The 25,310-nt window shown below is 67.6% G+C and carries 22 protein-coding genes, 1 tRNA gene and 1 pseudogene; 9 read left to right on the plus strand and 15 right to left on the minus strand.

Annotated elements, in window-relative coordinates:
- The first annotated feature begins 3 nt into the window (after positions 1–3).
- Both D8S75_RS10600 and D8S75_RS10605 read left to right on the plus strand, forming a co-directional pair.
- Positions 4–786: an SDR family NAD(P)-dependent oxidoreductase gene (locus D8S75_RS10600; protein WP_119966299.1), complete on the plus strand. Its 783-nt coding sequence runs from the start codon at positions 4–6 to the stop codon at positions 784–786.
- A 3-nt stretch (positions 787–789) separates the two neighbouring features.
- Positions 790–1,262, plus strand: a pseudogene (locus tag D8S75_RS10605) (nuclear transport factor 2 family protein).
- A gap of 75 nt (positions 1,263–1,337) precedes the next feature.
- Here the strand turns inward: D8S75_RS10605 and D8S75_RS10610 are convergent.
- The 5 genes from D8S75_RS10610 to tolB all read right to left on the minus strand — a co-directional run bounded on the left by D8S75_RS10610 (position 1,338) and on the right by tolB (position 4,966).
- Positions 1,338–1,413, minus strand: a tRNA-Lys gene (locus tag D8S75_RS10610).
- 37 nt (positions 1,414–1,450) lie between these two features.
- Positions 1,451–2,248 carry a tRNA threonylcarbamoyladenosine dehydratase gene (locus tag D8S75_RS10615; RefSeq protein WP_232829018.1) on the minus strand — a complete coding sequence of 266 codons (798 nt, stop codon included), beginning with the start codon at positions 2,246–2,248 and terminating at the stop codon, positions 1,451–1,453.
- A gap of 26 nt (positions 2,249–2,274) precedes the next feature.
- The gene (ybgF, locus tag D8S75_RS10620) at positions 2,275–3,066 is read right to left on the minus strand and encodes a tol-pal system protein YbgF (RefSeq protein WP_119966300.1); all 792 of its coding nucleotides are present in this window, start codon (positions 3,064–3,066) and stop codon (positions 2,275–2,277) included.
- Complete coding sequence (gene pal, locus D8S75_RS10625; RefSeq protein ID WP_119966301.1) at positions 3,066–3,602, minus strand: peptidoglycan-associated lipoprotein Pal; 537 nt, start codon at positions 3,600–3,602, stop codon at positions 3,066–3,068. The genes ybgF and pal overlap by 1 nt, the downstream gene beginning before the upstream one ends.
- A gap of 44 nt (positions 3,603–3,646) precedes the next feature.
- On the minus strand, positions 3,647–4,966 hold the full coding sequence (gene tolB / locus D8S75_RS10630; protein WP_119966302.1) for a Tol-Pal system beta propeller repeat protein TolB: 1,320 nt from the start codon (positions 4,964–4,966) through the stop codon (positions 3,647–3,649).
- A 118-nt stretch (positions 4,967–5,084) separates the two neighbouring features.
- On the opposite strand from tolB, the gene msbA reads away from it, so the two are divergent.
- Complete coding sequence (msbA, locus tag D8S75_RS10635) at positions 5,085–6,875, plus strand: lipid A export permease/ATP-binding protein MsbA (RefSeq protein WP_119966303.1); 1,791 nt, start codon at positions 5,085–5,087, stop codon at positions 6,873–6,875.
- A 113-nt stretch (positions 6,876–6,988) separates the two neighbouring features.
- On the opposite strand, the gene D8S75_RS10640 is transcribed toward msbA, so the two are convergent.
- Genes D8S75_RS10640 through mltG form a run of 6 tightly spaced genes read right to left on the minus strand, consistent with a single transcriptional unit; the run spans position 6,989 to position 11,604 of the window.
- Positions 6,989–7,666, minus strand: a complete 678-nt coding sequence (locus tag D8S75_RS10640; RefSeq protein WP_119966304.1) for an ankyrin repeat domain-containing protein — start codon at positions 7,664–7,666, stop codon at positions 6,989–6,991.
- Positions 7,663–8,469 carry a TatD family hydrolase gene (locus D8S75_RS10645; protein WP_119966305.1) on the minus strand — a complete coding sequence of 269 codons (807 nt, stop codon included), beginning with the start codon at positions 8,467–8,469 and terminating at the stop codon, positions 7,663–7,665. Before D8S75_RS10645 ends, D8S75_RS10640 begins: the two co-directional genes overlap by 4 nt.
- A gap of 58 nt (positions 8,470–8,527) precedes the next feature.
- Positions 8,528–8,887, minus strand: coding sequence for a PilZ domain-containing protein (locus D8S75_RS10650; protein ID WP_119966306.1), 360 nt, complete (start codon positions 8,885–8,887; stop codon positions 8,528–8,530).
- Complete coding sequence (locus D8S75_RS10655) at positions 8,884–9,909, minus strand: DNA polymerase III delta subunit-related protein (protein WP_119966307.1); 1,026 nt, start codon at positions 9,907–9,909, stop codon at positions 8,884–8,886. The genes D8S75_RS10650 and D8S75_RS10655 overlap by 4 nt, the downstream gene beginning before the upstream one ends.
- A complete protein-coding gene (gene tmk / locus D8S75_RS10660; RefSeq protein WP_119966308.1) occupies positions 9,906–10,571 on the minus strand; it encodes a dTMP kinase in 666 nt (221 codons plus the stop codon). The genes D8S75_RS10655 and tmk overlap by 4 nt, the downstream gene beginning before the upstream one ends.
- 13 nt (positions 10,572–10,584) lie before the next feature.
- Entirely contained in the window at positions 10,585–11,604 is a 1,020-nt protein-coding gene (gene mltG / locus D8S75_RS10665; protein ID WP_119966309.1) for an endolytic transglycosylase MltG, read from the minus strand.
- Between the two features lie 9 nt (positions 11,605–11,613).
- On the opposite strand from mltG, the gene ygfZ reads away from it, so the two are divergent.
- Both ygfZ and dusA read left to right on the plus strand, forming a co-directional pair.
- Positions 11,614–12,531 (plus strand): CAF17-like 4Fe-4S cluster assembly/insertion protein YgfZ, encoded by a 918-nt coding sequence (gene ygfZ, locus D8S75_RS10670; protein WP_119966310.1) that lies wholly within the window; start codon positions 11,614–11,616, stop codon positions 12,529–12,531.
- A 256-nt stretch (positions 12,532–12,787) separates the two neighbouring features.
- Positions 12,788–13,735: a tRNA dihydrouridine(20/20a) synthase DusA gene (gene dusA, locus D8S75_RS10675; RefSeq protein ID WP_232829013.1), complete on the plus strand. Its 948-nt coding sequence runs from the start codon at positions 12,788–12,790 to the stop codon at positions 13,733–13,735.
- Positions 13,736–13,754: 19 nt separating this feature from the next.
- On the opposite strand, the gene D8S75_RS10680 is transcribed toward dusA, so the two are convergent.
- From D8S75_RS10680 to D8S75_RS10690, 3 genes are read right to left on the minus strand one after another with little or no spacing between them, the layout of a single operon-like run.
- Entirely contained in the window at positions 13,755–14,957 is a 1,203-nt protein-coding gene (locus D8S75_RS10680) for an MFS transporter (RefSeq protein ID WP_306419022.1), read from the minus strand.
- Between the two features lie 47 nt (positions 14,958–15,004).
- The gene (locus tag D8S75_RS10685; protein ID WP_119966313.1) at positions 15,005–16,741 is read right to left on the minus strand and encodes a methyl-accepting chemotaxis protein; all 1,737 of its coding nucleotides are present in this window, start codon (positions 16,739–16,741) and stop codon (positions 15,005–15,007) included.
- A 19-nt stretch (positions 16,742–16,760) separates the two neighbouring features.
- Complete coding sequence (locus D8S75_RS10690) at positions 16,761–17,279, minus strand: chemotaxis protein CheW (RefSeq protein ID WP_119966314.1); 519 nt, start codon at positions 17,277–17,279, stop codon at positions 16,761–16,763.
- Between the two features lie 327 nt (positions 17,280–17,606).
- On the opposite strand from D8S75_RS10690, the gene D8S75_RS10695 reads away from it, so the two are divergent.
- The 4 genes from D8S75_RS10695 to rsxB all read left to right on the plus strand — a co-directional run bounded on the left by D8S75_RS10695 (position 17,607) and on the right by rsxB (position 23,651).
- Entirely contained in the window at positions 17,607–20,291 is a 2,685-nt protein-coding gene (locus tag D8S75_RS10695) for a bifunctional diguanylate cyclase/phosphodiesterase (RefSeq protein WP_232829014.1), read from the plus strand.
- 105 nt (positions 20,292–20,396) lie between these two features.
- A complete protein-coding gene (locus D8S75_RS10700; RefSeq protein WP_119966316.1) occupies positions 20,397–21,503 on the plus strand; it encodes a GTP pyrophosphokinase in 1,107 nt (368 codons plus the stop codon).
- 151 nt (positions 21,504–21,654) lie between these two features.
- Positions 21,655–22,989, plus strand: coding sequence for a polyhydroxyalkanoate depolymerase (locus D8S75_RS10705; protein WP_119966317.1), 1,335 nt, complete (start codon positions 21,655–21,657; stop codon positions 22,987–22,989).
- An 8-nt stretch (positions 22,990–22,997) separates the two neighbouring features.
- Positions 22,998–23,651 carry an electron transport complex subunit RsxB gene (gene rsxB / locus D8S75_RS10710; protein WP_119966318.1) on the plus strand — a complete coding sequence of 218 codons (654 nt, stop codon included), beginning with the start codon at positions 22,998–23,000 and terminating at the stop codon, positions 23,649–23,651.
- Between the two features lie 10 nt (positions 23,652–23,661).
- Here rsxB and D8S75_RS10715 read toward each other — a convergent pair whose 3' ends face one another.
- Positions 23,662–25,176, minus strand: coding sequence for a methyl-accepting chemotaxis protein (locus tag D8S75_RS10715; RefSeq protein ID WP_119966319.1), 1,515 nt, complete (start codon positions 25,174–25,176; stop codon positions 23,662–23,664).
- Positions 25,177–25,310: the final 134 nt, after the last annotated feature.

Raw genomic sequence — 25,310 nt, forward strand, 5'->3', positions numbered from 1 at the left:
GCCATGGGACTGAACCCGGGAATCACCGACTGGCAGGGCCGGCGCGTCTGGCTGATCGGCGCATCGAGCGGCATCGGCCGGGCCGTGGCCGATGCGCTGCACGCCCGTGGAGCGCAGGTCTGCGTGTCGGCGCGGCAACGCGCCGCGCTGGAGGATTTTGAGCGCAGCCACCCCGGCAGCCGGGCGCTGGCGCTGGACGTGACCGACCGCAGCGCGACGCTGGCCGCGGCGCAGCACTTGCTCGCGGAAGGACCGCTCGACCTGGTCTGCTACTGCGCGGGCCACTACCGGCCCATGCGCGCGGACGCGCTCGACCTGGACGAAATGCTGCGCCACCAGCAGGTGAACCAGACCGGAGCGCTGCATGTGCTCGCCGCCGTGGTACCCGCATTGCTGGAGGCCGCGCGCCAGGGCCGCGCGCCGCACCTGAGCCTGGTAGCCAGCGTGGCCGGCTGGCGTGGGCTACCGCAAAGCCTTGCCTATGGCCCGACCAAGGCGGCGCTGATCAGCCTGGCGGAAACCCTGTTCCTCGACCTGCGGCCTCGGGGCGTGGGCGTCAGCGTGGTCAACCCGGGCTTTGTCGATACGCCGCTGACAGCGCAGAACCGCTTTCGCATGCCGGCATTGATCACGCCCGACCAGGCCGCCGCCGCGATGCTGCGGGGCTGGCAACGGGGGGACTTCGAGATGCACTTTCCCCGACGTTTCACGGGCATGCTCAAGGCCATGCGCTTGCTGCCTTACCGCTGGTACTTCGCGCTGGTGCACCGCATGACAGGACTTTGAACCATGGACCACGCTGCCCCCCCTCCCTCCACCGGTCTCGGCGAGGCCGTGCTGCGCGTCGCCCGCTGGTACGAACAGCTCACTCCCGCGAGCCTGCGCGATCTGGAGCACCACTACGCGCCGGCCGCCCGCTTCAAGGACCCGTTCAATGATGTCCAGGGCATACCGGCCATCGCAGGCATCTTCGAGCACATGTTCGCCACCCTGGATGCCCCCGGTTCCGCATCACCGACCGGGTGCTGCAGGGGGACCAGGCCTTCCTCACCTGGGAGTTCCACTTCCGCTTCCGGGGTTGGGACACGCGGAACACCCAATGCGTGCGGGGCGCCACCCACCTGCGCTTCAATGCCGAGGGGCTCATCGTCCTGCACCGCGACTACTGGGATGCGGCCGAGGAACTGTACGAAAAACTGCCAATCGTGGGCCGGCTGATGCGCTGGCTGCGCGGCAGGATGCGCTCGGCCGAACAGCGCTGAAGGCACTTCAGGGTAAAACGCCGATCGGGAGCCGCAATGAAAAAGGCCCTGTATCGCTACAGGGCCTCGAAGGATTGGTAGGACGTACAAGATTCGAACTTGTGACCAACGGATTAAAAGTCCGCTGCTCTACCAACTGAGCTAACGTCCCATCCACTGAACCAAATCAGGTCCAGCAAAGCCTTGAATTATAGCGCCTTTTTCGCGCCTGAATCGGAACTTCGAGCTAGCGCGTCGAGAATCCAACCCGCCGCACACTGGCCAAAGGTGGCCGTCACGGCCACCACGGAACCATAGCCGTGGCAGTTGAGTGTTCCATCGCCTTCGATGCCGCACGATGCATCGGGCGGTGCCACGGATTCACGGCTGAAAACACAGGCGATGCCGATTTTCTTGCCTTCTTTCGGGGCGCCGTGGTGCTTGCGCAAGCGGTAGCGCAGCTGGGCCAGAAGAGGATCGTGGGTGGTCTGCGAGAGGTCGTCCACATCGACTTTGTGGGCCAGGCGCTTACCACCCGCCGCGCCCACGCTGATGAACAGCTGGCGCGTGCCACGGGCCCACGCCGCCATGGCTGTCTTGGCCGGCACCTGGTCGCAGGCATCCACCACGGCATCCACGCCGCCGGGCAGCAGTGCGGGCCAATTGCCGGGCTCTACGAACTCTTCGATGCAAGTGACCTCGCAGTCCGGATTGATGCCAGCGATGCGTTCGCGCATGGCCTGCACCTTGGCTTGGCCCACGGTTTCTTCGAGGGCGTGGATCTGGCGGTTGATGTTGGACTCCGCCACATGGTCCAGGTCGATCAGCGTGAGGCGACCCACACCGCTGCGCGCCAAGGCCTCGGCGGCCCAGGAGCCCACGCCGCCGATGCCCACCACGGCCACATGCGCGGCCCGGATGCGGGCCGCGCCTTCCCTGCCATACAGGCGGTCGAGCCCACCGAACCGGCGCTGCTGCAGTGCCTGTCGCTCGGCCGCATCCACCACCGTGGTCCCGGGCGTGGTCTGCTCCACTATTTCAACCGCGACAGGCGTTCCTTGGCCGCTGCTGCGGCTTCGGATTGCGGGTAGGCGCGCAACAGGTCTTCCAGCGTCTTGCGAGCGCCGCGTGTTTCCTTGAGTTCGATCTGGCAATTGGCGATCGAAAGTGCGGCCTCGGGCGCGCGGGCATGGTTGGGCGCGCTGGCCAGCATCGCCTTGAAGTTGGTGATGGCTTCCTTGTAATCGCGGTTGGCATACTGGGCATTGCCCAGCCAGAAACGCGCCGAAGGCGCATAGCCGCTGCGTGGGTACTGCCGCGCGAATCCCGCGAACGCGGTTTCTGCCTCCGCGAACTTGCCTTCGCGGAACTTGGCCAGCGCGGCCTCGAAATCGCGTTTTTCAGCGGGATCGGCCTGGAACTCCAGCCCGTCGACCGTCACCTTGACGGGCTCGAACTGGCGCAACCGCTCATCCACGCCCTGGGCAATGTCTTTCTGGCGGCGCTGCAACTCGGCCGCTTCGCGCATCAACTGCTCGTTCTGCCCGCGCAGCGTGGCCATCTCGCTGCGCAAGGTTTCGATTTGCGTCTGCAAATCGAGCAGGCTGCGCCGCAGCTGGGTCGAGTCTTCCTGGGCTCGGCGCAGCTCGTCGGCAGAGCGCTGGCCGGTTTGCTGGAGCATGTCCACCCGTTGCCGCAGTTCCAGGATGGCGCGACGGGCTTCGCCGTCCTCGAAAATCGCGGCGCGGGCGGGCAGGAAGGCGCACGCCAGCGAAAGGGCCAGCAGCGTGCTGCGTGCAAGGCGCGGGGCGTTCATGGGGCGCATCAACGGTAGGACAGCTCGGCGCGGCGGTTCTGCGCGTGGACGTCTTCGCTGTTGCCTTGGGCCGCCAGCTTCTCCTTGCCGAAGCTCACGGCTTCCATCTGGCCGTCGGGCACGCCCAGCAGGCCGAGCGATCGGCGCACGGCCTCGGCGCGCTTCTGGCCCAGCGCCAGGTTGTATTCACGGCCGCCGCGCTCGTCGGTATGGCCCTCGATCACGACCTTGCGGGTATTGCCGGACTTGATGAAGCGCGCGTGCGCATCCACCACCGACTGGAAGTCGGGCTTGATGACGTAGCTGTCGTAATCGAAGTAGATCACGCGGCTCACACCCACTGGGCCGGCGCCATCGCGGCCCGACTGGGTCAGGTCCACGCCGCGCACGCCGCTCTGGCCGGTGTTGCCGGCATTGGCGCCGCCGTTGGTGGACAGGGCCGAACCGTTCTTGTCTTCGACGGGCACATTGTCGAGGTCGACGCCCGAACTGCAGCCGGCGACGATGGCAACGGCGGCAAGGGCAAAAGGAATGCGTTTGAACATGGAAAAAATCTCCTGAAATACAGAAATCGAAAAAGCGGAAAAGTTCAGTGCTGCTGGAACGGGCCCCAGTCGGGCTCGCGGATGTCTCCGCCCTGTCCAGCCAGGCGGGCCTTGATCTTGCCGTCCAGCGTGGTGGTCATCAGGGCTTCGCGGCCCTGCTGCTGCGAGGCGTAGACGATCAGGCGGCTGTTGGGCGCGAAGCTGGGGCGTTCGTCGGCGCCGGTATCGGTGATGGCCGTGACGGTGCTGGTGGCCAATTCCATCACATGCAGCTTGAAGGCACCGCCCACGCGCGAGATGTAGGCCAGCCAGCGGCCATCGGGGCTGAGGCTGGGCGAGATGTTGTAGCTGCCGCTGAACGTGACGCGTTCGGCGTTGCCGCCCGTGCTGGGCACCTTGTAGATCTGCGGCGCACCACCCCGGTCGCTGACGAAGTAGATGAAACGGCCGTCCGGCGAGTACGACGGCTCCGTGTCGATGCCGGAGCTTTGCGTGAGCCGGCGCGGCTCGCCACCGTTGGCGTCGATGGTGTAGAGCTGGGAGTTGCCGTCGCGGCTCAGCGTGACCGCCAGGGTACGACCATCGGGCGACCAGGCCGGTGCGCTGTTGGAGCCTCGGAAGTTGGCCACCAGGCGGCGCTTGCCGCTGGCCACGTCGTGCACATAGATGACGGGCTTGCGCGACTCGAACGACACATAGGCCAACTGGCCACCCGAGGGCGACCAGGCGGGCGAGATGATGGATTCCGGGCTGGAGAGCGCGGCCTGCGCGTTTTCGCCATCGGCGTCGGCCACCCACAGGCTGTAGCGCGAACCGGCCTTGGTGACATAGGCGATGCGCGTGGAGAACACGCCGCGCTCGCCGGTCAGCTTCTCGTACACGAAGTCGGCGATGCGGTGGGCTACCAGGCGCAGGTCACCCTGCACCACCACGTAGCTCTGGCCACCGAGGTCCTGGCCGCGCACCACGTCCCACAGACGGAAGCGCACATCGAAGCGGCCGTCCGCCAGGCGCGTGATGCTGCCCGAAACCAGGGAGTCCGCGCTTTTCTGGCGCCACAGGGCGACGTCGGGGCGCGAGGTTTCGTCCAGGCGTGCGCCAGCGGTGTCCACGCTGCGGAACTGGCCGCTGCGTTCCAGGTCGGCCTGCACGATGGCGGAGATTTTCTGCGGTGCCTGGGCCTCGTCGCGGAACTGCGCGATGGCGATGGGCAACTGGGTCATGCCCACGCCCGACACCTCCACCCGGAACTGGGCCAGTGCCGGCGCGGTGGCCAGGGCGGCGAAGGATGCCACCAGATGGCGGCGAGAGAGATGCGGCTGTGCCGCTGCGGAAGGGATTGGGAGGAATCGGTCGTTAGTCATTCGCAGCCATGGGAGCAACCGGACAACAGCCGATTGTCAGGCCCGAATGTTACACACTCGAACATACCCCCATGTCACAAACTGTTGGGCAGGGCGCCAAAAGTAGAATCCGTCCTACATGCAAGCCCCAGACACCGGCTCCAGGCCTTCCTCTTCCCTCCCCGCCCCCGAGCCCACCGACCGCCTGACGACCCGGCTGGCACGGCTTTCCGTTTATTTTGGCAACCAGCGCCTGGGCTGGACAGCGGCCATCATCGCCACGCTCGTCGGCGCCATCACCGAGCCACTGATCCCCGCCCTGCTCCAGCCCCTGCTCGACCGCGGCTTCACCGAGGGCTCGCTCCAGTTGTGGATGGTGCCCGTGGCCATCATGGGCGTTTTCCTGGTCCGCGGACTGGCGCAGTTCGTGGGCCAGTACGCGCTGGCGCGCATCGCCAACGAGGGCATGTTGATCCTGCGCAAGGCCCTGTTCGATCGGCTGCTGGCCGCCGAGATGGGCTTGTTCTCGCGCCAGACGGCCAGCGCCCTGTCCAACACCGTGGTGTACGAGGTGCAGACCGGCGCGACGCTGCTGGTGCAGGCCCTGCTGGGCATTTCGCGCGACGGTTTCACCCTGGTGGCGCTGCTGGCGTACCTGCTGTATCTGAATTGGCAGCTCACGCTGATCGTGGCCGTGGTCGTGCCGGGCGTGGCCTGGATCATGAAGACGCTCTCGCGCCGGCTCTACCACCTCACCAAAAGCGGCCAGCAGGCCACGGACGAGCTGGCCTACGTGGTCGAGGAAAATGTGCTCGCGCACCGCATGGTGCGCCTGCATGCGGCGCAGCCGTCGCAGGCCAAGCGTTTCGACACCCTGAGCCAGCGTCTGCGCGGGCTGGCCATCAAGTCCACCATCGCCTCGTCGGCCATGACACCGCTCACCCAGCTGCTGGCGGCGGCCGCGCTGTCGGCCGTGATCTGCGTGGCGCTGTGGCAAAGCCGCGCGGCCGGGACGAACGACGTGACGGTGGGCGGTTTCGTGGCCTTCATCACGGCCATGCTGATGCTCATCGCGCCCATCCGCCGCCTGGCCGACGTGGCCAGCCCCATCACGCGCGGCGTGGCGGCGCTGGAGCGCGGCCTGTCGCTGCTGGGCGAGACGCCCGCCGAGCGCGGCGGCACCCATGCGCCGGCCCAGGTACAGGGCGCGCTTTCGCTGCGCGAGGTGAGCGTGGCCTTCGCAGCCGACCAGGCGCCGGCGCTGGACCGTGTGAGCCTCGATGTGCGGCCCGGTGAGATCGTGGCGCTGGTGGGCCCCTCGGGCGCGGGCAAGACCACGCTGGTCAACCTGCTGCCACGCTTCGTGCAGCATGCATCCGGCCAGGTGCTGCTGGACGGCCATGCGCTTCAGGACTGGGACCTGGCCACGCTGCGCGCGCAGTTCGCGCTGGTGAGCCAGGACGTGGTGATGTTCAACGACAGCATCGCCGCCAACGTGGCGCTGGGCCAAGCCGTGGACGAGCAGCGCGTGCACGACTGCCTGGCGGCCGCCAACCTGGCAGGGCACGTGGCGGCGCTGCCGCAGGGCATCCACACGCTGGTGGGCCACAACGCCACGCAGCTCTCGGGCGGGCAGCGCCAACGGCTGGCGATTGCGCGCGCGCTCTACAAGAACGCGCCCATCCTCATCCTCGACGAGGCCACTTCGGCGCTGGACACCGAATCCGAGCGGCTGGTGCAGGAAGCCCTGCAACGCCTGATGCAAGGCCGCACCACGCTGGTGATCGCGCACCGCCTCTCCACCATCGAGCATGCCGACCGCGTGGTGGTGATGGAGCGCGGCCGCATCGTGGAACAGGGCACGCACGCCGAGCTGGTGGCGCTGGGCGGGCTGTATGCCCGGCTGCAGGCGCGGCCGGCCCAGGGCTGACCAGCCCCCTATTTCCATTTCCGAAATCGTTTGTGTCTAGGCACGAGGCCGCAGGCAGTGCGGTAGCACGGCAAGGCCGAGCAACGACGACACGGACGATTTAGAAATGGAAACTACCAGCGGCCCCGGTTGGGCTGGCGCTTGCGCACCGCGGCGCTGATGAGATCGGCCATGTCCTTGCGGCTGGCGCGCAGGGCGAAGTCGGCGGCGGTGAGGCCCAGATGGTTCTTCAACGAAGGGTCGGCCCCTTCTTGCAGTAACAGTTGCACCGAATCGCGCGTGCCGTAGTGCACGGCCATCATCAGCGGCGTGGTGCCGTTGGGCGATTCGGCATCGATGTAGGCGTGGTGCTCCAGCAGCAGCGCGATGATTTCGGGCTGCTGCGGCTGCGTACCGGTGGCGGCATAGTGCAGCGGCGTCCAGCCGGTCTTGTTGACATCGGCGCCGCGTTCGATCAGGGTGCGCGCGGCGTTCACATGGCCACGCAGCGCCGCCATCATGAGCGGCGTTTCGTCCTGGGCGTTGCGGGCATCCACCTGCAGGTTGCTGCCCAGCAGCAGCACCTCGAAGGCCTTGAGGTTGCCGCCCTGCAAGGCCAGCGTCAGCCCGACCTGCCCCTTGGTGTCGCGCGTGTTGACGTCGAAGCCGCGCAGCAGCAATGTGGTGAGGGTGCTGGCATCGTCGCGCTGGATGGCTACGAAGAAATCCTCGAACGAGCCCGCACGGGCCGCTACGGATGCGAGGCCCGCCGCCAGGGGCAGCAGCAGCAGGCCGCGGCGCAGGGGGCTCATGCCAGCACTCCCTTGAACAAGGTGTCGAAATTGCGGCTGGTGGCCTCGGCCACCGCCTCGACCTCCATGCCGCGCACAGCCGCGATCTGCCGCGCCACATGGGGCACATACGAGGGGTTGTTGGTCTTGCCCCGGTAGGGCACGGGGGCCAGGTAAGGGCTGTCGGTCTCGATGAGCATGCGGTCCAGCGGCACGAAGGCCGCGACGTCGCGCAGGTCCTGCGCGTTCTTGAAGGTGATGATGCCCGAGAACGAGATGTAGAAGCCCAGGTCGAGCGCGGCGCGCGCCACCTCGGCGGTTTCGGTGAAACAGTGGAACACGCCGCCCGCGCTGCCTGGGCCGCCGTCCTCGCCCTCCTCGCGCAGGATGGCCAGGGTATCGGCGGAGGCGCTGCGCGTGTGGATCACCAGCGGCTTGGCACAGGCGCGGGCGGCGCGAATGTGAGCGCGGAAGCGCGCGCGCTGCCATTCCAGGTCGGCGATGCTGCGGCCGCCCTTGCGCTCTTCCATGCCGTAGTAGTCGAGCCCGGTCTCGCCGATGGCCACCACGCGCGGCAGCGCGGCGCGGTCGAGCAGGTCCTGCACCGAGGGTTCGGCAATGCCTTCGTTGTCGGGGTGCACGCCGACGGAGCACCAGAAGTTATCGTGGGCCATGGCCAGGGCATGCACCTCGCCGAACTCTTCCAGGGTGGTGCAGATGCACAGCGCGCGGTCCACCTGGGCGGCCTGCATGGCCGCGCGGATGGCGGGCAGCTCGCTGGCCAGTTCCGGGAAGGTGAGGTGGCAGTGGGAATCGGTGAACATGGTCGTCAAGTAAAAAAGCCGACCCGCGCGGCGGATCGGCATCCGGAGCGAGGGCCGCTCAGATGGTTTGCGTGGGGCGGTCCGAGCCCAGCGCGGTGCCGAGCAGCTCCTCGATCTTGGCCTTGAGCTGGCGCGATTTCTCGTCCTTGGGGAACTGGATGCCCACGCCCTGCGTGCGGTTGCCGCCCGCGCGCGCGGGCGTCACCCAGGCCACGCGGCCGGCCACGGGGTAGCGCTGGGTGTCCTCGGGCAGCGTGAGCAGCACGTACACATCGTCGCCCAGCTTGTATTCGCGCGGGGTCGGCACGAAGATGCCGCCTTCGACGAAAAACGGGATGTAGGCCGCATGCAAGGCCGCCTTTTCCTTGATGGCCAGCTGCATGACGCTGGGGCGGGGTGCGGTGGTGGGGCTGCTCATGGTCTTGCGGGCGGTGGGGACTGGGGAGAGTGTAGGACGTTTCGCGCCTGGGCGACAAGCGCCTCCAGCATCAGCCCGGCGTTGAAGGGGTGCTCGGCCGTGCGCGCCTCCTGCATGAGGGCGCGCGACCAGCGGGCCAGCGCGCCGATGGAAGGCGGTGCCGGCAGGTCGGCGGCGGCGAAGTAGCGCGGCTGGGCGCCCACGCGCAGCGCCAGCAGGTCGTGGCACAGCTTCTGCAGGGCCTCGACGGCCTGCGCGGGCGTCCCGTCGGCCAACGCGCCCGGGGTGCCGCGCTGCAGCGCCTTCGGCAACTGCGCCCAGGCTTCGGGACCAGGGCCGGCCTGGGCCAGCGCCAGGGCGTCGTCGGGGCGCCCGCCCGTGGCGCGCAGGAAGGCCTCCGCCGCCGCGGGCGCCACGCCCTGCCCGGCCAGCCATTCCAGCATCTGTTCTTGCGCGGGCCAGACCATGGTGTGCCCCAGGCAGCGGCTGCGGATGGTGGGCAGCAGCTGGTGCGCGGCCTCGCTGGCGAGCACGAAGCGCACATCTCCGGCGGGTTCCTCCAGCGTCTTGAGCAGCGCATTGGCGGTGATGGTGTTCATCTGCTCCGCCGGATACACCAGCACGGCCTTGCCGCGACCGCGCGCGCTGGTGCGCTGGGCGAACTCCACGGCATCGCGCATGGCCTCGACACGGATCTCACGGCTGGGCTTGCGCGCCTTGTCGTCGATCTCGGCCTGGGCCTTCTGCGGCAGCGGCCAGCCCAGGGCCAGCATATCCACCTCGGGCATGAGCACGCAGAGGTCGGCGTGGGTGCGCACGTCGATGGCGTGGCAGCTCGCGCACTGGCCGCAGGCGCCCTGCGGTGTAGGAGCGTCGCACAGCCAGGCGCGCACCAGTTCGAGGCCCAGCCGGTACTGGCCCAGGCCCGAGGGGCCGTTCAGCAGCCAGGCATGGCCGCGCTGGGCCAGCAGCAGGTCGCGTTGCGCGGCGATCCAGGGAGCGAGCGGTGCCGTCGTGCTCAAGCCGTGACTCCCACGGCGGGCAGCCAGCCGCGCCGGGCCAGCACATCCTGCAATTGGCGCCAGACCCGCTCGCGCTCCTGCGCCGCGTCAAGCCGGGCAAAGCGGTTGGGTGCCTCGGCGGCGCGGCGCGCATAGCCCTGGGCCACGCGCTCGAAGAAGGCCACATCCAGCGCCTCGAAGCGGTCGGGCGCGCGTGCGCCCGCCAGGCGCTCGGCCGCCACGGCGGGCGCCAGGTCGAACCACAGGGTCAAATCGGGTTCACGCATCAAATCGGGCTGCAGGGCAAGACCAGTCTGCGCCAGGCGCTCCAATAATGAGAGCGCATTCCAGTCGAATCCGCGCCCGCCGCCCTGGTAGGCGAAGGTAGCGTCGGTGAAGCGGTCGCACAACACCACCTCGCCCCGCGCCAGCGCGGGCTCGATGACGTTGCGCAGGTGGTCGCGCCGGCCGGCAAAGACGAGCAGCGCCTCGGTCAGGGCGTCCATGCTGTCGTGCAGCAGCATCGCGCGCAGTTTCTCCGCCAGCGGTGTGCCGCCGGGTTCGCGCGTGCTGACCACGGCGCGGCCCTGGGCGCGGAAGGCCTCGGCGAGGGCCTCGATGTGCGAGGACTTGCCGGCGCCGTCGATGCCCTCGAAACTGATGAACAGGCCTGTGGATGCCATGCGTGGATCTTTCTTACTGGCCGCGCTGGTAGCGGTTGACGGCGCGGTTATGCTCGTCCAGCGTGGCGCTGAAATGGCTGGAGCCATCGCCGCGCGCCACGAAATACAGGGCCTTCGTGCGCTCCGGCTGCACCGCCGCCAGCAGCGAGGCCTTGCCGGGCATGGCGATGGGCGTGGGGGGTAGCCCCGCGCGGGTGTAGGTGTTCCAGGGGGTGTCGGTCAGCAGGTCCTTGCGGCGCAGGTTGCCGTCGAACTTCTCGCCCAGGCCGTAGATCACGGTCGGGTCGGTCTGCAGCAGCATGCCGTTGCGCAGCCGGTTGGTGAAGACTCCGGCGATCTGCGCGCGGTCGGAGGCGCGGCCGGTTTCCTTCTCGACGATGCTGGCGAGGATCAACGCCTCGTCGGCCGACTTGAGCGGCGTGTCGCTGGCGCGCTGCGCCCAGGCGGCCTCCAGGCGCCGGTCCATGGCGTGCAGCGCGCGGCGCAGCACGGCCAGTTCGCTCGAACCCTTGGCGTAGGTGTAGGTATCGGGGAAGAAGCGCCCCTCGGGATGCGCTCCGGGACGGCCCAGGCGCTCCATGAGGGCGGCGTCCGAAAGACCGGCCGTGTCGTGCTTGATCTGCTCCTCGCGGGCCAGCGCGGCGCGCACCTGGCGGAAGGTCCAGCCTTCCACCAGCGTGAGCGTGCGCAGGGTTTCCTCGCCGCGCACCAGCTTGTCGAGCAGCGTCAGGGGCGTGGTGCCGGGCGGAATTTCATAGTTGCCGGCGCGGATGTCGCGCCCACGGCCCGAGAGGCGGAAGAAGGCGTAGAGGATGCGCGCGTCCACGCGCACGCCGGCCGCCTGCACCTCCTGGGCCACGCCGCGCGGCAAGGTGCCGGGCTCGATGGCCAGCTCCAGCGCTTCGCTGCCCATGGGCAGCGGGGCATGCAGCCACCAGGCGGCCCCACCGCCGAGCGCCACCGCCAGAAACAATAACCATGCCAGAAGACGACGCACAACCCTGCTGCCTGTGTGAATGGGAGCGGGCATCATAATTCAGGGATGACTTTGAATTTCCAGGGCGTTGCCCCCCTGAACCACCTGGGCGTGATCCGCGCCGAAGGCGAAGACGCCGTCAAATTCCTCCATGGCCAGCTCACCCACGATTTCGCCCTGTTGGGCCTGGACCATGCCCGCCTGACTGCCTTTCTCTCGGCCAAGGGCCGCATGCAGGCCAGCTTCATCGGCTTCAAGCGCAGCCCCACCGAGGTCTGGCTGGTGTGCAGCCGCGACCTGCTGGCGCCCACCCTCAAGCGCCTGTCCATGTTCGTGATGCGCGCCAAGTGCAAGCTGAGCGATGCCACGGCAGACATCCAGGTGTTTGGCCTGGCCGGAAACGCTATTGAAACAATAGCTGGTAGCGCATATCCTGCTTGGTCAAAAGCCGATTTTGATGCAAAAACCGTGGTACACCTGCCCCCGGCGGCGGGCCAGCCCCGCGCGCTGTGGCTGGCGCCCGTGGGCGAGCCTGCCCCTGCCGGCCCCGCTCTCGACCCCGCCCTGTGGGCCTGGGGCGAGGTGCAGAGCGGCGTGGCGACCTTGACCGCCCCCCTGGTGGATGCCTTCGTGCCGCAGATGCTCAACTACGAGTCGGTCGACGGCGTGAGCTTCAAGAAGGGCTGCTACCCCGGCCAAGAGGTGGTGGCGCGCAGCCAGTTCCGGGGCGCCATCAAGCGCCGCGCCTACATCGCCCATGCGGACGCCGAACTGGCACCTGGCGCCGACGTGTTCTCGCCCGCCGACCCCGAGCAACCCTGCGGCACCGTGGTGCAAGCCGCCGCCGCGCCCGCTGGCGGCTGGGACGCCATCGTCTCGCTGCAGATCGCCGCCACCGGACAGGGACCGCTGCATGTGGGCTCGCCCACCGGCCCCCAGCTCACCCTGGGTACCCTGCCCTACGCGCTGCTCGAAGACATTTGAGAAGGTGTGAACGAACCCACCATGCCCGCTCATTCCGCCAAAACACACCCGCTCATCGTTGCAAATGCTCGCCATAGCCCGCGCTATGGCTGTGCTTTGCGCCTAGATCGGCCGCGTTTTGGCGGCCTGCTCGGGCACGCCGGATTCATTCGCACCTTCTGATTCCCTCCGGGGTGCCACCGCGCCCCGGCCGCCCCGATCCGCAGGCCTTCCCTTGGAACACCCACCGAACTCCCCTACGCACAGCCTTTGGCGCATGTCCGTCGCGCCCATGATGGACTGGACCGACCGCCACTGCCGCTACTTTCATCGCCTACTGACACGCCACACGCTGCTGTACACCGAGATGGTGAACGTGGGCGGCATCCTGTATGGCGGCACGGAACGGCACCTGCGTTACAACGCCGAGGAACACCCCGTGGCCCTGCAACTGGGCGGCAACGAGCCGGTCAAGCTGGCGCAGGCGGCGCGGCTGGGCGAAGAATGGGGCTACGACGAGATCAACCTCAACTGCGGCTGCCCCAGCGACCGGGTACAGCGCGGCGCCTTTGGCGCCAGCCTGATGAAGGCGCCCCAGCTGGTGGCGGACTGCGTCAAGGCCATGAAGGACGTGGTCGACGTGCCCGTGACCGTCAAGCACCGCATCGGTATCGACAAGGTGGAGGACTACGGGTTCGTGCGCGACTTTATCGGCACCGTGGCCGATGCGGGCTGCACGGTGTTCATCGTGCATGCGCGCAATGCCTGGCTGCAGGGCCTCTCGCCCAAGGAAAACCGCGACATTCCGCCGCTGCGCTACGAGGTGGTGCACCGCCTCAAGCAGGAGTTTCCGCAGTTCACCATCGCCATCAACGGCGGCATCCAGACCGATGAGGTGGTGCAGGAGCAGCTCCAGCACCTCGACGGCGTGATGATCGGCCGCGAGGCTTACCACAACCCCTGGTGGCTGGCGCGCTGGGACCAGCTCTACTACGGCGCGCCTGAAAACACCCTGACCCGCGAGGCCGTGGAGGAAGCGATGGTGGAGTACATGGAACGCGAGGCGGCCGCGCACGGCACGTCTTGGTACGCCATCGCCCGCCACATGCTGGGCTTGCGCCACGGCCTGCCGGGGGCGCGCCGCTGGCGCCAGGTGTGGAGCGACCACCGCCTCAAGGACAGCCCGGCGCGCGAAGTGTTCGCCCTGGCCCAGGCGCAGGCTTGAAGCGCAAGCCGGCTGACCCTCAGCCGGCCACGGCTGCAGGCCGCCCGCCGGAGCCCGTGTGGCGCACGCGCCAGTACAGCCAGCCGGAGATGGACAGGTTCAGCAGGTTCCACAGCAGGCCGTTGACGAAGGCCATGCGGTAGCTGCCCGTGGCGTCGAACACCCAGCCCGACATCCAACCCCCCAGCGCCATGCCCAGCAGCGTGGCCATGATGACCGCGCCCACCCGGGCGCCGGCCTCGTGCAGCGCGAAATGCTCGCGCACGATGATGGCGTAGGACGGCACGATGCCCCCCTGGAACAGCCCGAACATCGCCGAGATCACGTAAAGCGGCACCAGCCCGTCAAACGGCAGGAACAGCAGCAGCGCCACGCCCTGCAAGGCCGAGCCCAGCAGCAGCGTGCGGATGCCGCCGATGCGGTCGCAGATGGCGCCCGAGACCAGGCGGCTGACGATGCCGCACGCCAGCATCAGCGACAGCATTTCCGCGCCCCGCGCGGCGCCAAAACCCAGATCGGTGCAGTAGGCCACGATGTGCACCTGCGGCATGGCCATGGCCACGCAGCAAGCCACGCCCGCGATGCACAGCAGGAGCTGCGCATGCGCGGGAGCCAGGCCAAAGGGCCGGCTGCGGTCCTGCACCGGCGCATGGGCGCCGCCAGCAGGCACGGCCGACAACACCAGGGGCGGCCGCTGGCGCATGCACAGCGACAGCAGCAGCATGCCCGCACCGCACAGTAGGCCGAGCCCGATGTAGCTCTGGCGCCAGCCAATGGTCTCGATGCCATGCTGGACGATGGGCGGCCAGAGGGCCCCGGCGATGTAGTTGCCGCTGGCGCAGATGGCCACGGCGATGCCGCGCCGCCGGTTCCACCACAGGGCCGTGTCGGCCATGAGCGGCGCGAAGGTGGCCGAGCTGCCGATGAGGCCCATCAGCCCATGGGCCAGGCCGAAGCCCCAGACGCTGCCGGACATGCCGGCCCAGACAAAGCCGCCGCACACGGCCAGCGCCCCCACCCAAAGTACCGGCGCCAGGCCATGGCGGTCGGCCAGGCGCCCAGTCCAGAGGCCGCCGATGCCCAGGCAGACCATCATCAGGGTGTAGGGCATGGAAGCATCCGCCCGGCTGATGCCAAACTCGGCCTGGACCGCGGGCAGCACGACGGACACCACGTACATGCTGCTGTTGCCCAGCACCACCAGGCCCAGCGTCGCGAGCAACCGCCAGGCGGCCTGGCGGGAGTCGATGAGGGAGGGATCGGCAGGCTTCAGAACTGCTCCCAGTCACCGCCATCGTCGGTCTTGGCCGGCGATGCAGCGGGCGCGGGCGCCGCCGGAGCCAGCGCCTTCTTCACAGCGGGCTTGTGAGGCACCGGTTTTGCGGCCGGCTGCGCCGGCACGCTGGCGGCGGGCGTGGGCACGGGCGCCGCCACGGGACGCGCTGCCACGGACACCCCCTGCCCCTGGGCCAGCCTGAACACGGCCACGGTCTGCACCAGCTCCTGCGCCTGCGCACGCAGGCTGCTGGCGGCGGCGGCCATTTCCTCCACCAGCGCGGCGTTCTGCTGCGTGGCCTGGTCCATCTGCGTCACGGCCTCGCCCACCTGGGCCACGCCCGAGCTTTGCTCGCTGCTGGCCGCGCTGATCTCACCCATGATGTCGGTCACGCGCCGGATGCTGTTGACCACCTCGTTCATGGTGTGGCCCGCCTGGTCCACCAGCTGCGTGCCCTGCTCCACGCGCTCCACGCTGTCGGTGATGAGCTGCTTGATTTCCTTGGCCGCCTCGGCGCTGCGCCCGGCCAGGCTGCGCACCTCGCTGGCCACCACGGCGAAGCCCCGGCCCTGCTCGCCCGCGCGCGCCGCTTCCACGGCGGCGTTCAAGGCCAGGATGTTGGTCTGGAACGCGATGCCGTCGATCACGCTGATGATGTCGGCGATCTTGCGGGAACTGTCGCTGATGCCGCGCATGGTGTCCACCACCTGCGACACCACCTGCCCGCCCTGCACCGCCACGCTGGAAGCACTCTGCGCGAGCTGGTTGGCCTGGCGCGCGTTGTCGGCGTTCTGGCGCACGGTGGAGTTGAGTTCCTCCATGGAGGCCGCCGTCTGCTCCAGCGCGCTGGCCTGGGATTCGGTGCGCGCGCTCAGGTCCTGGTTGCCCTGGGCAATCTGCGTGCTGGCCGAGGCCACCGATTCACTGCCCTGGCGCACCGTGCTCACCACCTTGGCCAGGCTGTCCTGCATGGTGGCGAGCGTGTTGACCAGCTGCGCCACTTCGTCCCTGCCCTCGGCGTGGATGTCGCGCGAGAGGTCGCCCTGGGCCACGGCGGAAACGGCGTCCATGGCCCGGGACAGGGAGCGCTGGATGCCGCGGATCAGGCTCCAGCCGAGCAGGATGCCGAAAGCGGCCGCCGCCGCGAACAGCGCGATGCCGGTGATGCGGGTCGTCGAGAAGCTTGCCTGCGAGGCTTCGTATTCCCGCCGGGCTTCGTCCACCTGGATCTGCGTCAGCTTGGCCAGGCTGTCGCTGACCGGGCCGGACAGGGCTTCTTCCCGCTCGACGATCAGTTGCGTGGCCTTGACGGTGTCGTAGGCGGTCAGTGCCTCCACCGCGGGATTGATGAATTCGGTGACGAACTTCCCCCGGCTGGCCTCGAACTGCTTGACGAGTTGCTCCTCTTCGGAGGTCAGCCCCGTGGACGAATACTGCTTCCAGAGAGCCGTGATCTGCTCGCGGTTCTTGGCGACCTCCGTGCTCAGGCTGTCGAATCCCTTGGAATCGTTCAGCGCCACCGCGCGGTTGATCGCCACGCGGTTGCGCAAGATCAGCCGCTGCACCTCGTTGAGCTGCGCCAGCGCGACCGTCCGGTCTTCGTAAACGGTTTTCAGGCTGGCATTGGTCCGGTTCATGCCATTGATACCGATGAAGCCAACCACGAACATCAGCAGCGTGAGAACGCCGACCAGAACCGCCAGGCGGACGGAGATTTTCAGGTTGTTCATGTCACCTCTCCTTGTGGTCTTACCGTGCCTGCTGCGCCACCAGCCCCATGTCGGCGCTGGTCATGAGCTTCTGGATATCCAGGAGGATCAGCATGCGCTGGGTGTCGCCCTGCTGCAGCGCTGCCAGCCCGATCACGTTCTCGGTGGCGACGTTGCCGCTGAATTCAGGCGCTGGCCGGATTTCCCCGGCCTTCAGGGCCACCACGTCCGACACCGCATCGACCACCATGCCCACCACCCGGTCGCCGATGTTGAGCACGATGGTCACGGTCTGGCTGCCATACGCCACATCGGTGATGCCGAACTTGATGCGCATGTCCAGGATCGGAACGATCACGCCACGCAGATTGAGCACGCCGAGCAGATAGGCCGGGGCATTGACGATGCGCGTCGATGGCTCGTAGCCCCGGATCTCCTGCACGCTGAGTATGTGGATGCCGTATTCCTCGGTGCCCAGCCGGAACGTCAGGTATTCGCCGCCGCCCTCGCTGGCCGCGCTCTCTCCCACCAGATTTTCACCCCTGGCCATGGTATTCATATGCTCTCCCATCGTTTGTGCAACATTGCCGACCCGGCCGATTGTGACGACAAGGCCCCATGTCGATGCGGGCCTGGGGAATGTCCCTAGTCACCATCCCGCCCGGCCCGACAAATTCAACAGTAACCTGCAAAGCACCATGCCACAAGCCCATTGCAGCTTTCCGCCACCAATGGCCCCGTGCGACCCGGGCCGCCAGGCCGGGCCCGGGCCTGTGCGCGTGTCCTGGCGACTGCGGTCCGGCTCCGTTTCCCGATGCAAGCATCCGCTCCGTCGCCGTTGAAACTCCAACCCGCGGCCCCCAGCGGGTGGCGCAGGCCCGGGCGCGTGGCGGTCCTGATCACCATTTTCCTGCTGTGCCTGACCTTCGTTCACTGGCGCACCGAGATCGAGAAAGCGCACAGCCGCAAGCAGCAAGCCTTCGCCCTGGCGGCGGACCGGATCGCCTACAGCCTGAAGAACCGCATGGACACCTACCAGATGGTGCTGCGCGGGGTGAAGGGCTACCACGATGGCTCGGAGCAAATCGATGCCGACGAATTCCAAGCTTACGTGGGCGCGCTCGACCTGCAGCAAACCCTGCCTGGGCTGCAGGGCGTGGCCTACATCAAGCGCCTGCCCCGGGAGCAGTTGCAGACCCATGTGCAGATGGCACGCATGCAGGGGAATGCGCAATACCGCGTCTGGCCCGAGGGGGAGCGGCCGGCTTACTTTCCCATCACCCACATCGAGCCGTCCACCGAGGTCAACAAGCGGGTCGTGGGGTTCGATGTCGGGACCCTGCCAGGAGCCCTGGAAGCCTTGGAACGCGCCCGCGACCGTGGTGAACCCGCGCTCACGGAGGCCATCGCCCTGCGGCAGTTCAATGATCCCACGGAGCGCAAGGGCCTGGTCATGTACGTCCCGCTGTATCAGGGCGGCAACACGCCCGTGACCGTGCAGGAGCGCCAACGCCTGCTGGAGGGGTGGGTTTCGGCGCCCTTTCGCATGAGGGATCTGCTGCTGGGCATGCGCCAGCAGCTGGACAGCGACGTCGATCTGTCCATTCACGACGGTCCCGCGAGCGACCCCGCCAATCGCCTGACCGAAGCCGTTGATGTGCTCGCCACCCCCTTGCAGGAAACACGGTGGATCGACATCGGAGGCCGGCGGTGGACGCTGGTCATGCGGGCGCTGCCGGGTTTCGACGCCCGCCTGCAGGACACCGGGCCCGGGTTGGTGGCCCTGATGGGCATGGTTCTGAGCGTGCTCGTGGGCGGTATGGCCTGGATTCTGGCGACCGCGCGCGAGCGCGCCATGGCGCTGGCCATGCGCATGACCGAGACCTTGCGGACGACCAGCAACGACCTCGAAAGCACGCTCAATGCCATTCCAGACCTGCTGTTCGAGCTGGACCCCGAGGGCCGCATCTGCCACTTCCGGCCTGGGGGCGCCGATGTGCTGCAAGCCCCCGCGCAGATGTTCGTCGGACGCTTGCTGCAAGACGTCGTGGGCCCCGAAGCCGCCTCGGGCTGCCGTGCCGCGCTGGAGGCGGCCCAGCGCACAGGCCATTCCACCGGCCAGCAATTCCGGCTGGAGCTGGGACCGATGACCCGCTGGTTCGAACTGTCCATCGCGCGCAAGGCGGGTGAACAGCCTGGCCAAGTGCCTCGTCTCATCGCCTTGTCGCGCGATATCACCGAGCGCAAGCAGTCCGAGGCGCGCACACACCAGCTGGCATATTTCGACACGCTGACCAGCCTGCCCAACCGCCGCATGCTGCTCGACCGGCTCGACAATGCGCTGGCCTGGGCACGCAACTCGGGCCAGGTCGGCGCGTTGCTGTTCATCGATCTGGACAACTTCAAGCAGATCAACGATGCGCGGGGACACACCTTGGGGGACGGGCTGCTGCTGCAGGTCTCGCAGCGCCTGAGCGGCCTGATCCGCCCCGGCGATACCGTGGCGCGCCTGGGCGGGGATGAATTCGTGCTGCTGATCAATGAAATCGGGACCGACCTTGAAAGCGCGGGCCGCCAGGCCCTGCTTGCGGGCGAGCAGGTGCGCGTTACGCTGGAGGCGCCCTACAGCATCAAGGCCCATGCCTACGGCAGCACCGCGAGCATTGGCATCACGCTGTTCCCCAAACGCTCCGAAGGTATCGAGGATCTGCTGCGCGAAGCCGACACGGCCATGTACCGCGCCAAGGATCTGGGGCGCAACCGCATCTGCTTTTACGAGGAAGCCATGCAGGCCGACGTGCAGGAGCGCCTGGCCCTGGAACAAGACCTGAAAAAGGCGATGGCCACCGGTGAATTGGCTGCCTACCTCCAGCCCCAGGTGCGGCCCGATGGCACCGTGGTGGGGGGCGAACTGCTGATGCGCTGGAGCCATCCGGTGCGCGGCAGCGTGCCACCCTCGCGTTTCATCCCGGTGGCCGAGTCCTCGGGCCTGATTTTGCGCATGGGCGACTGGATGCTGCAGCAGGCCTGCGAGACGCTCGCGCGACTGCAATCGGCGCAGCGCCTGGTGTCCCTGTCGGTGAACGTGAGCCAGCGCCAGTTTCGCCAGGACGACTTTGTCGAGCGCCTGCGCGCCATGCTGGAGCTGACTGGCGCTCCGCCCGGATTCCTGGTCCTGGAAGTGACCGAAAGCCTGCTGATCGAGGATCTGGACAACACCATCGCCCGCATGACCGAGCTGGTGCGCATGGGCCTGAGGTTCTCCATCGATGACTTCGGCACCGGCTATTCCAGCCTGGCCTACCTCAAGCGCCTGCCGCTGTATGAACTCAAGATCGACCGCAGTTTCGTGCAGGACACGCCGGACGACCCGAACGACACGGCCATCGTCCAGTCCATCCTGTCGGTGGCGCGCCACCTCAGGCTGCATGTGGTGGCCGAAGGGGTGGAGACGCGCGCGCAGGCCGACTTCCTGACCGCCAGCCACTGCGACTGCCTGCAGGGCTATCTGTTCGGCCGCCCAGAGCCCCTGGCGGGGTGGTTGCGGCGGTTCCTGGAGTCGCCCCGCTGACGACCGGGCGGGGCCACCCGGCACGATTCCAGCCATCCTTGCCGCAATTGCGGTATACCGGCGCATCCGCTTCGCAAGACCCCGGCCTCTCCAGAAAGCCCCTCCATGCCATCGCTTGACTTCGAGCAGGAAGAAACCCGGTTTCTATCCTTTCACGCCCGGCACCTCCAGGAACTGCAGACCGCCTGCTCTGCCTTCGTGGCGCTGGTGGCGGGGCAACTGGCGTGCCATGGGCAGGTGGAAGTCTCCAAGATCGAAGGCCGCGTGAAGGACGGCGAGGAATGCGTGCGCAAGTTCTCCCGCAAATACCGCGCGGCACTGGAGGAAAGCGGCACGCCCTACGAGATCCGCCACTACATCAGCGATCTGATCGGCGTGCGGGTGGTCTGCCTCTACGAGGACGAGCTGGAAAAGGTGGCCGAGGCCATGAAGGCCCTGTTCGAGGTGATCGAGGTGACCGACAAAGTCAGCGCCGTCGAGGGCACGGAGGCATCGTTCGGCTACAAGGGCCTGCACCTGGATCTGCGGCTCAACGCCTCCCATTGCGCACAACCCGCCCACGCGGTCATGGCCCCCTGGCCCATCGAACTGCAGATCCGGACCATCATCCAGGACTCCTGGAGCGTGCTGGACCACAAAATCAAGTACAAGAAGGCCATTCCCGGGCCGCTCAAGCGGCGCATCAATGTACTGGCCGCGCTGTTCGAACTGGCCGACCGGGAGTTCCGGCAGATCCGCGATGAAACCGAGGCGGAACTGCTCAAGGCGCCAGATGACTCCGACGAAGAGTCCGCCACCGGCACCGAAACCCAGCCCACGCTCCAGGTGTCGGCCCTGGGCGGGCTCAACGCCTTCACGTTTCTCAAGATCGCCAACCACTTTTTCAAGGATTTCACGTTCGAGGCCCACAAGGTGGACAGCTTCGTCGATGACATCAATGCCTGGGCGCCCGGCATCACCCGCGCGCGCTTCAATACCCTCCTGCGGCACACGATCGGCATCGTCAAGCGCTACAAGCAGCATGCCGAGGAGCAAAAGCCGAACGGGAAATTCAATCCCTACACGGTCATCCGCCATTGCCTCTATCTCAGCGACAGGCAACTGTTCAACCAGGCGCTGCGCAAGGCGTCCCGCACACCCTTCGACGCCTGGCTGGACAGCCAAGGCGTTGCATCGCCGCCCTTCAAGAATTCAGATAAAAAACCGTCATAAGCCAATCTGGAATTGCGCCAAATGCTATATATTAAATAGCAAAAACCGCCCTCGCGCACTGTCGCGCACGCGACCTCTTCTTGGTATTTTCACCGCCTGCAGCCGTAACAAATTGCTGTTATATTGCACTGCAACATTTCGGATTCCGCCCATGCTCTACCAGATCTACGAAACCCAGCGCTCCTTCATGGAACCCTTTGCGGACTTCGCGCTGGCCGCCTCCAAGCTCTACAGCAACCCTTCATCGCCGCTGCAGAAAATGCCCCTGGCGCAGCGCATGTCGGCCGGCTACGACCTGATCTACCGCCTGGGCAAGGACTACGAGAAGCCCGAGTTCGGCATCAAGACCGTGCCGGTCGGCAGCGTGGACGTGGCCATCCACGAGCGCGTGGAGGTCGACAAGCCCTTCTGCGAGCTGCGCCGCTTCAAGCGCTTCTCGGACGATCCGAAAACGCTGGAAAAGCTCAAGGCCCAGCCCGTGGTGCTGATCGTGGCGCCCCTGTCGGGCCACTACGCCACGCTGCTGCGCGACACCGTGCGCTCCATGCTCGGCGACCACAAGGTCTATATCACCGACTGGAAGAATGCCCGCATGGTGCCGCTGTCCGAGGGTGAATTCCACCTGGACGACTACGTCAACTACGTGCAGGAATTCATCCGCCATCTGCAGTCGGTCTACGGCAACTGCCACGTCATCAGCGTCTGCCAACCCACCGTGCCGGTGCTGGCCGCCGTGTCGCTGATGGCCAGCCGGGGCGAGACCACGCCGTTGTCGATGACCATGATGGGCGGCCCGATCGACGCGCGCAAATCGCCCACGGCCGTGAACAACCTGGCCAACGAGCGCAGCTTCGAGTGGTTCGAGAACAACGTGATCTACCGCGTGCCGGGCAACTTCCCCGGTGCCGGGCGGCGCGTGTACCCCGGCTTCCTGCAGCACGCGGGCTTCGTGGCCATGAACCCCGACCGCCACGCGGTGAACCACTACGACTACTTCAAGAACCTCATCAAGGGCGACGACAACAGCACCGAGGCGCACCGCAAGTTCTACGACGAGTACAACGCCGTGCTCGACATGGACGCCGACTACTACCTCGAAACCATCCACACGGTGTTCCAGGAGTTCAAGCTGGTGAACGGCACCTGGGACGTGCGCTCGCCAGAGGGCAAGCTCGAACGCGTGCGCCCGCAGGACATCACCCAGGGCGCCCTGCTGACCGTCGAGGGCGAGCTGGACGATATTTCGGGCGCCGGCCAGACACGCGCGGCGCACGATCTGTGCAGCGGCCTGCCCGGCAAGGAGCAGCGCCACCTGGAAGCCAAGGGCGCGGGCCACTATGGCATCTTCAGCGGCCGGCGCTGGCGCGAGGAGGTCTATCCCCTGGTGCGCGCCTTCATTCTGGAACACCAGCAGCAACAGCCGGCCAAGGCTCTGGCCCCCTCGGTGCCCGCCACCAAGCGCCCTGCCCGCGCCAAGGCGGTCTGACCCCGGAAATGCCACGGCAGGAGGATCTGGCGGACCGCATCGACGCGGCCCTGCCCCAGACCCAGTGCACGCGTTGCGGCTACCCCGACTGCGCCGCCTACGCGCGCGCCATCGCCCAGGGCGAGGCGGGCATTGACCAATGCCCGCCCGGCGGCGAGGACGGCGTGCGCAGGCTGGCCGCGCTCACCGGCCTGCCCGCGCGGCCGCTCAACACCCAGCACGGCGCGGAAGGCCCGCGCGGCGTGGCGCTGATCGACGAGAACTGGTGCATCGGCTGCACCCTGTGCATCAAGGCCTGCCCCACGGACGCCATCGTCGGCGCCAACAAGCTCATGCACACGGTGATGCCCGAGCATTGCACGGGCTGCAAACTCTGCATCCCGGCCTGCCCGGTCGATTGCATCACCATGGAGAACGCCAGTGGCACGGCCACAGGCTGGTCGGCCTGGTCTCCGGAGCAAGCCGGGCACGCCCGCGCGCGCTATGCCCGGCACCAGGAACGCCTGGCGCGCGAGGAGGCCGAGGCCCTGGAAAAACACGTTCCACCGGCCGTGCAGCCGCGCACCAGCGCCGCTGCCGAAGCACCGCCCGAGGCCACGGACCCGAAAAAAGCCGCCATCGCGGCCGCGATGGCCCGAGCGCGCGCGCGCCGCGCCCCCTAACGCGAGCCGCTCACGCCCGCGCGGCGAGGGTTTTGTAGACGCCGCACCCCACGTACAGATCATCCACCTTGCGCACGAACGACATCTTGGTCTGCACCGCCCCGGTGGTCGGGTTGGCGATGTCGTATTCGACCCAGCCAGGGCCGCGCTCGGCCTGCGCGATGATGTCATCCACGAGCCGCTGACCGGCGATGCCCGGGATGTCCTGGACGCGCGTTCCCACCTTGGCCGGATTGCCGCCAAAAGACAGGTAGGTGCCCGCCGCGTCGAGCACGAAGACGTACATGTCGCGGTCGTGGAAGGGCTGCGCCTTGTCGGTGATGGCGCGCAGGAACTGCTCGCGCCCGGTGCCCGCGCGCATGGTCATGGCGCGCTGCACCAGCGCCACGGCCTCCTCTGCCGTGCCCTGCTGCAGACGGAAGGAGGACACTGCGCGCGACAGGGTGCCGGCGCGCCCTTCGAGCGCCGAGGACTGCAAGACAGCGTGCTCGACCATCTGGGCGTTGTCCTGCGTGATCTGGTCGAGGTGGCGCACGGCGGTGGTGATTTCCTGCAGGCCGGTGCTTTGCTCGGCGCCCGAGGTGGCGATCTCCGACATCGTGGCCGCCACATGCCGTATGCCTCCCGCCATGCTCGAAATGCCTTCACCGGCAGAGCGAATGAGCCCGGTGCTGCTTTCCACCTGCTGCACGGTGGCGCTGATGAGCGCGCGGATCTCCTTGGCGGCCTCGCCCGAGCGGCCCGCCAGCGTGCGCACCTCGGTGGCCACCACGGCGAAACCCCGTCCTTGCTCCCCGGCACGGGCCGCCTCGACGGCGGCATTGAGCGCCAGGATGTTGGTCTGGAAGGCGATGCTGTCGATCACGCCGATGATTTCGTGCATGCGGCGCGCGCCCTGCTGGATGGCCTCGACCGAGTCCACCGCCCGCGCCATGGCCTGCGTGCCCTGATCGGCGGCCAGGCTGACCTCGCGCGTGCGCCGGTCGGCCGCCTGGGCGGTCTGGGCATTGCTCTGCACCGTGGCGAGCAATTGCTCCACGCTGGTGGCCGTCTGTTCCAGGCTGGCGGCCTGCTGTTCGGTGCGTTCGGCCAGCGCCCGGTTGTCGGCGGCGAGGCTCTGGCCTGCGTGGGCCACGAGCGCCGCGTTGCTGCGGATGTCGGCCACCATGGACGACAGCGTCAGGACCATGCGGTCGAGCAGTTGCGCCAGATCGGCCAGTTCGTCCTGCCCGTGGACCTGCAGATGCGCGCAGAGATCGCCGCTGGTGGTCTGGCGCATGGCCCGCGCCAGGCTGGCCAGATCGGAGGCCAGGCTGGCATGCAGGGCCGTGAAAAGATAGAGAACGACAAGGGCGCAGGCCAGCAGCACGCCCCAGACCACCATCGTGGAAGCGCCCAGGGTCTCCAGGCTGGCCATGGCCACCAGCATGAGCACGACCACCAGGCCCAGAAGCAGCAATTTGCCCGGCAAGCGCAGGCGGCGCATCAGCCAGACACCGGGCTGCAGAAGCAAGGAATCGGTCATGAGAGACCTTTCGGGACCGTCATTTGTCTCCTTTGGCGGCCGTTCAGCGTGCCATGCAGGTCGCAAGCGACATGCCAGCCCGAAGACGCACCGTGTTGATTGGTAGCCAGCATCTAGTGTTCACACTCCCCTTG

Source organism: Simplicispira lacusdiani (assembly GCF_003604195.1).
GTDB lineage: Bacteria > Pseudomonadota > Gammaproteobacteria > Burkholderiales > Burkholderiaceae_C > Simplicispira > Simplicispira lacusdiani.

What these genes read in the sequence shown, in the direction of transcription:
- D8S75_RS10600 (WP_119966299.1), top strand. Translation starts at nt 4, where the DNA reads ATGGGACTGAACCCGGGAATCACCGACTGGCAGGGCCGGCGCGTCTGG.
- ybgF (WP_119966300.1), bottom strand. Translation starts at nt 3,066, where the DNA reads ATGCGCCCCATGAACGCCCCGCGCCTTGCACGCAGCACGCTGCTGGCC.
- pal (WP_119966301.1), bottom strand. Translation starts at nt 3,602, where the DNA reads ATGTTCAAACGCATTCCTTTTGCCCTTGCCGCCGTTGCCATCGTCGCC.
- tolB (WP_119966302.1), bottom strand. Translation starts at nt 4,966, where the DNA reads ATGACTAACGACCGATTCCTCCCAATCCCTTCCGCAGCGGCACAGCCG.
- msbA (WP_119966303.1), top strand. Translation starts at nt 5,085, where the DNA reads ATGCAAGCCCCAGACACCGGCTCCAGGCCTTCCTCTTCCCTCCCCGCC.
- D8S75_RS10640 (WP_119966304.1), bottom strand. Translation starts at nt 7,666, where the DNA reads ATGAGCCCCCTGCGCCGCGGCCTGCTGCTGCTGCCCCTGGCGGCGGGC.
- D8S75_RS10645 (WP_119966305.1), bottom strand. Translation starts at nt 8,469, where the DNA reads ATGTTCACCGATTCCCACTGCCACCTCACCTTCCCGGAACTGGCCAGC.
- D8S75_RS10650 (WP_119966306.1), bottom strand. Translation starts at nt 8,887, where the DNA reads ATGAGCAGCCCCACCACCGCACCCCGCCCCAGCGTCATGCAGCTGGCC.
- tmk (WP_119966308.1), bottom strand. Translation starts at nt 10,571, where the DNA reads ATGGCATCCACAGGCCTGTTCATCAGTTTCGAGGGCATCGACGGCGCC.
- mltG (WP_119966309.1), bottom strand. Translation starts at nt 11,604, where the DNA reads ATGATGCCCGCTCCCATTCACACAGGCAGCAGGGTTGTGCGTCGTCTT.
- ygfZ (WP_119966310.1), top strand. Translation starts at nt 11,614, where the DNA reads ATGACTTTGAATTTCCAGGGCGTTGCCCCCCTGAACCACCTGGGCGTG.
- dusA (WP_232829013.1), top strand. Translation starts at nt 12,788, where the DNA reads ATGTCCGTCGCGCCCATGATGGACTGGACCGACCGCCACTGCCGCTAC.
- D8S75_RS10685 (WP_119966313.1), bottom strand. Translation starts at nt 16,741, where the DNA reads ATGAACAACCTGAAAATCTCCGTCCGCCTGGCGGTTCTGGTCGGCGTT.
- D8S75_RS10690 (WP_119966314.1), bottom strand. Translation starts at nt 17,279, where the DNA reads ATGAATACCATGGCCAGGGGTGAAAATCTGGTGGGAGAGAGCGCGGCC.
- D8S75_RS10700 (WP_119966316.1), top strand. Translation starts at nt 20,397, where the DNA reads ATGCCATCGCTTGACTTCGAGCAGGAAGAAACCCGGTTTCTATCCTTT.
- D8S75_RS10705 (WP_119966317.1), top strand. Translation starts at nt 21,655, where the DNA reads ATGCTCTACCAGATCTACGAAACCCAGCGCTCCTTCATGGAACCCTTT.
- rsxB (WP_119966318.1), top strand. Translation starts at nt 22,998, where the DNA reads ATGCCACGGCAGGAGGATCTGGCGGACCGCATCGACGCGGCCCTGCCC.
- D8S75_RS10715 (WP_119966319.1), bottom strand. Translation starts at nt 25,176, where the DNA reads ATGACCGATTCCTTGCTTCTGCAGCCCGGTGTCTGGCTGATGCGCCGC.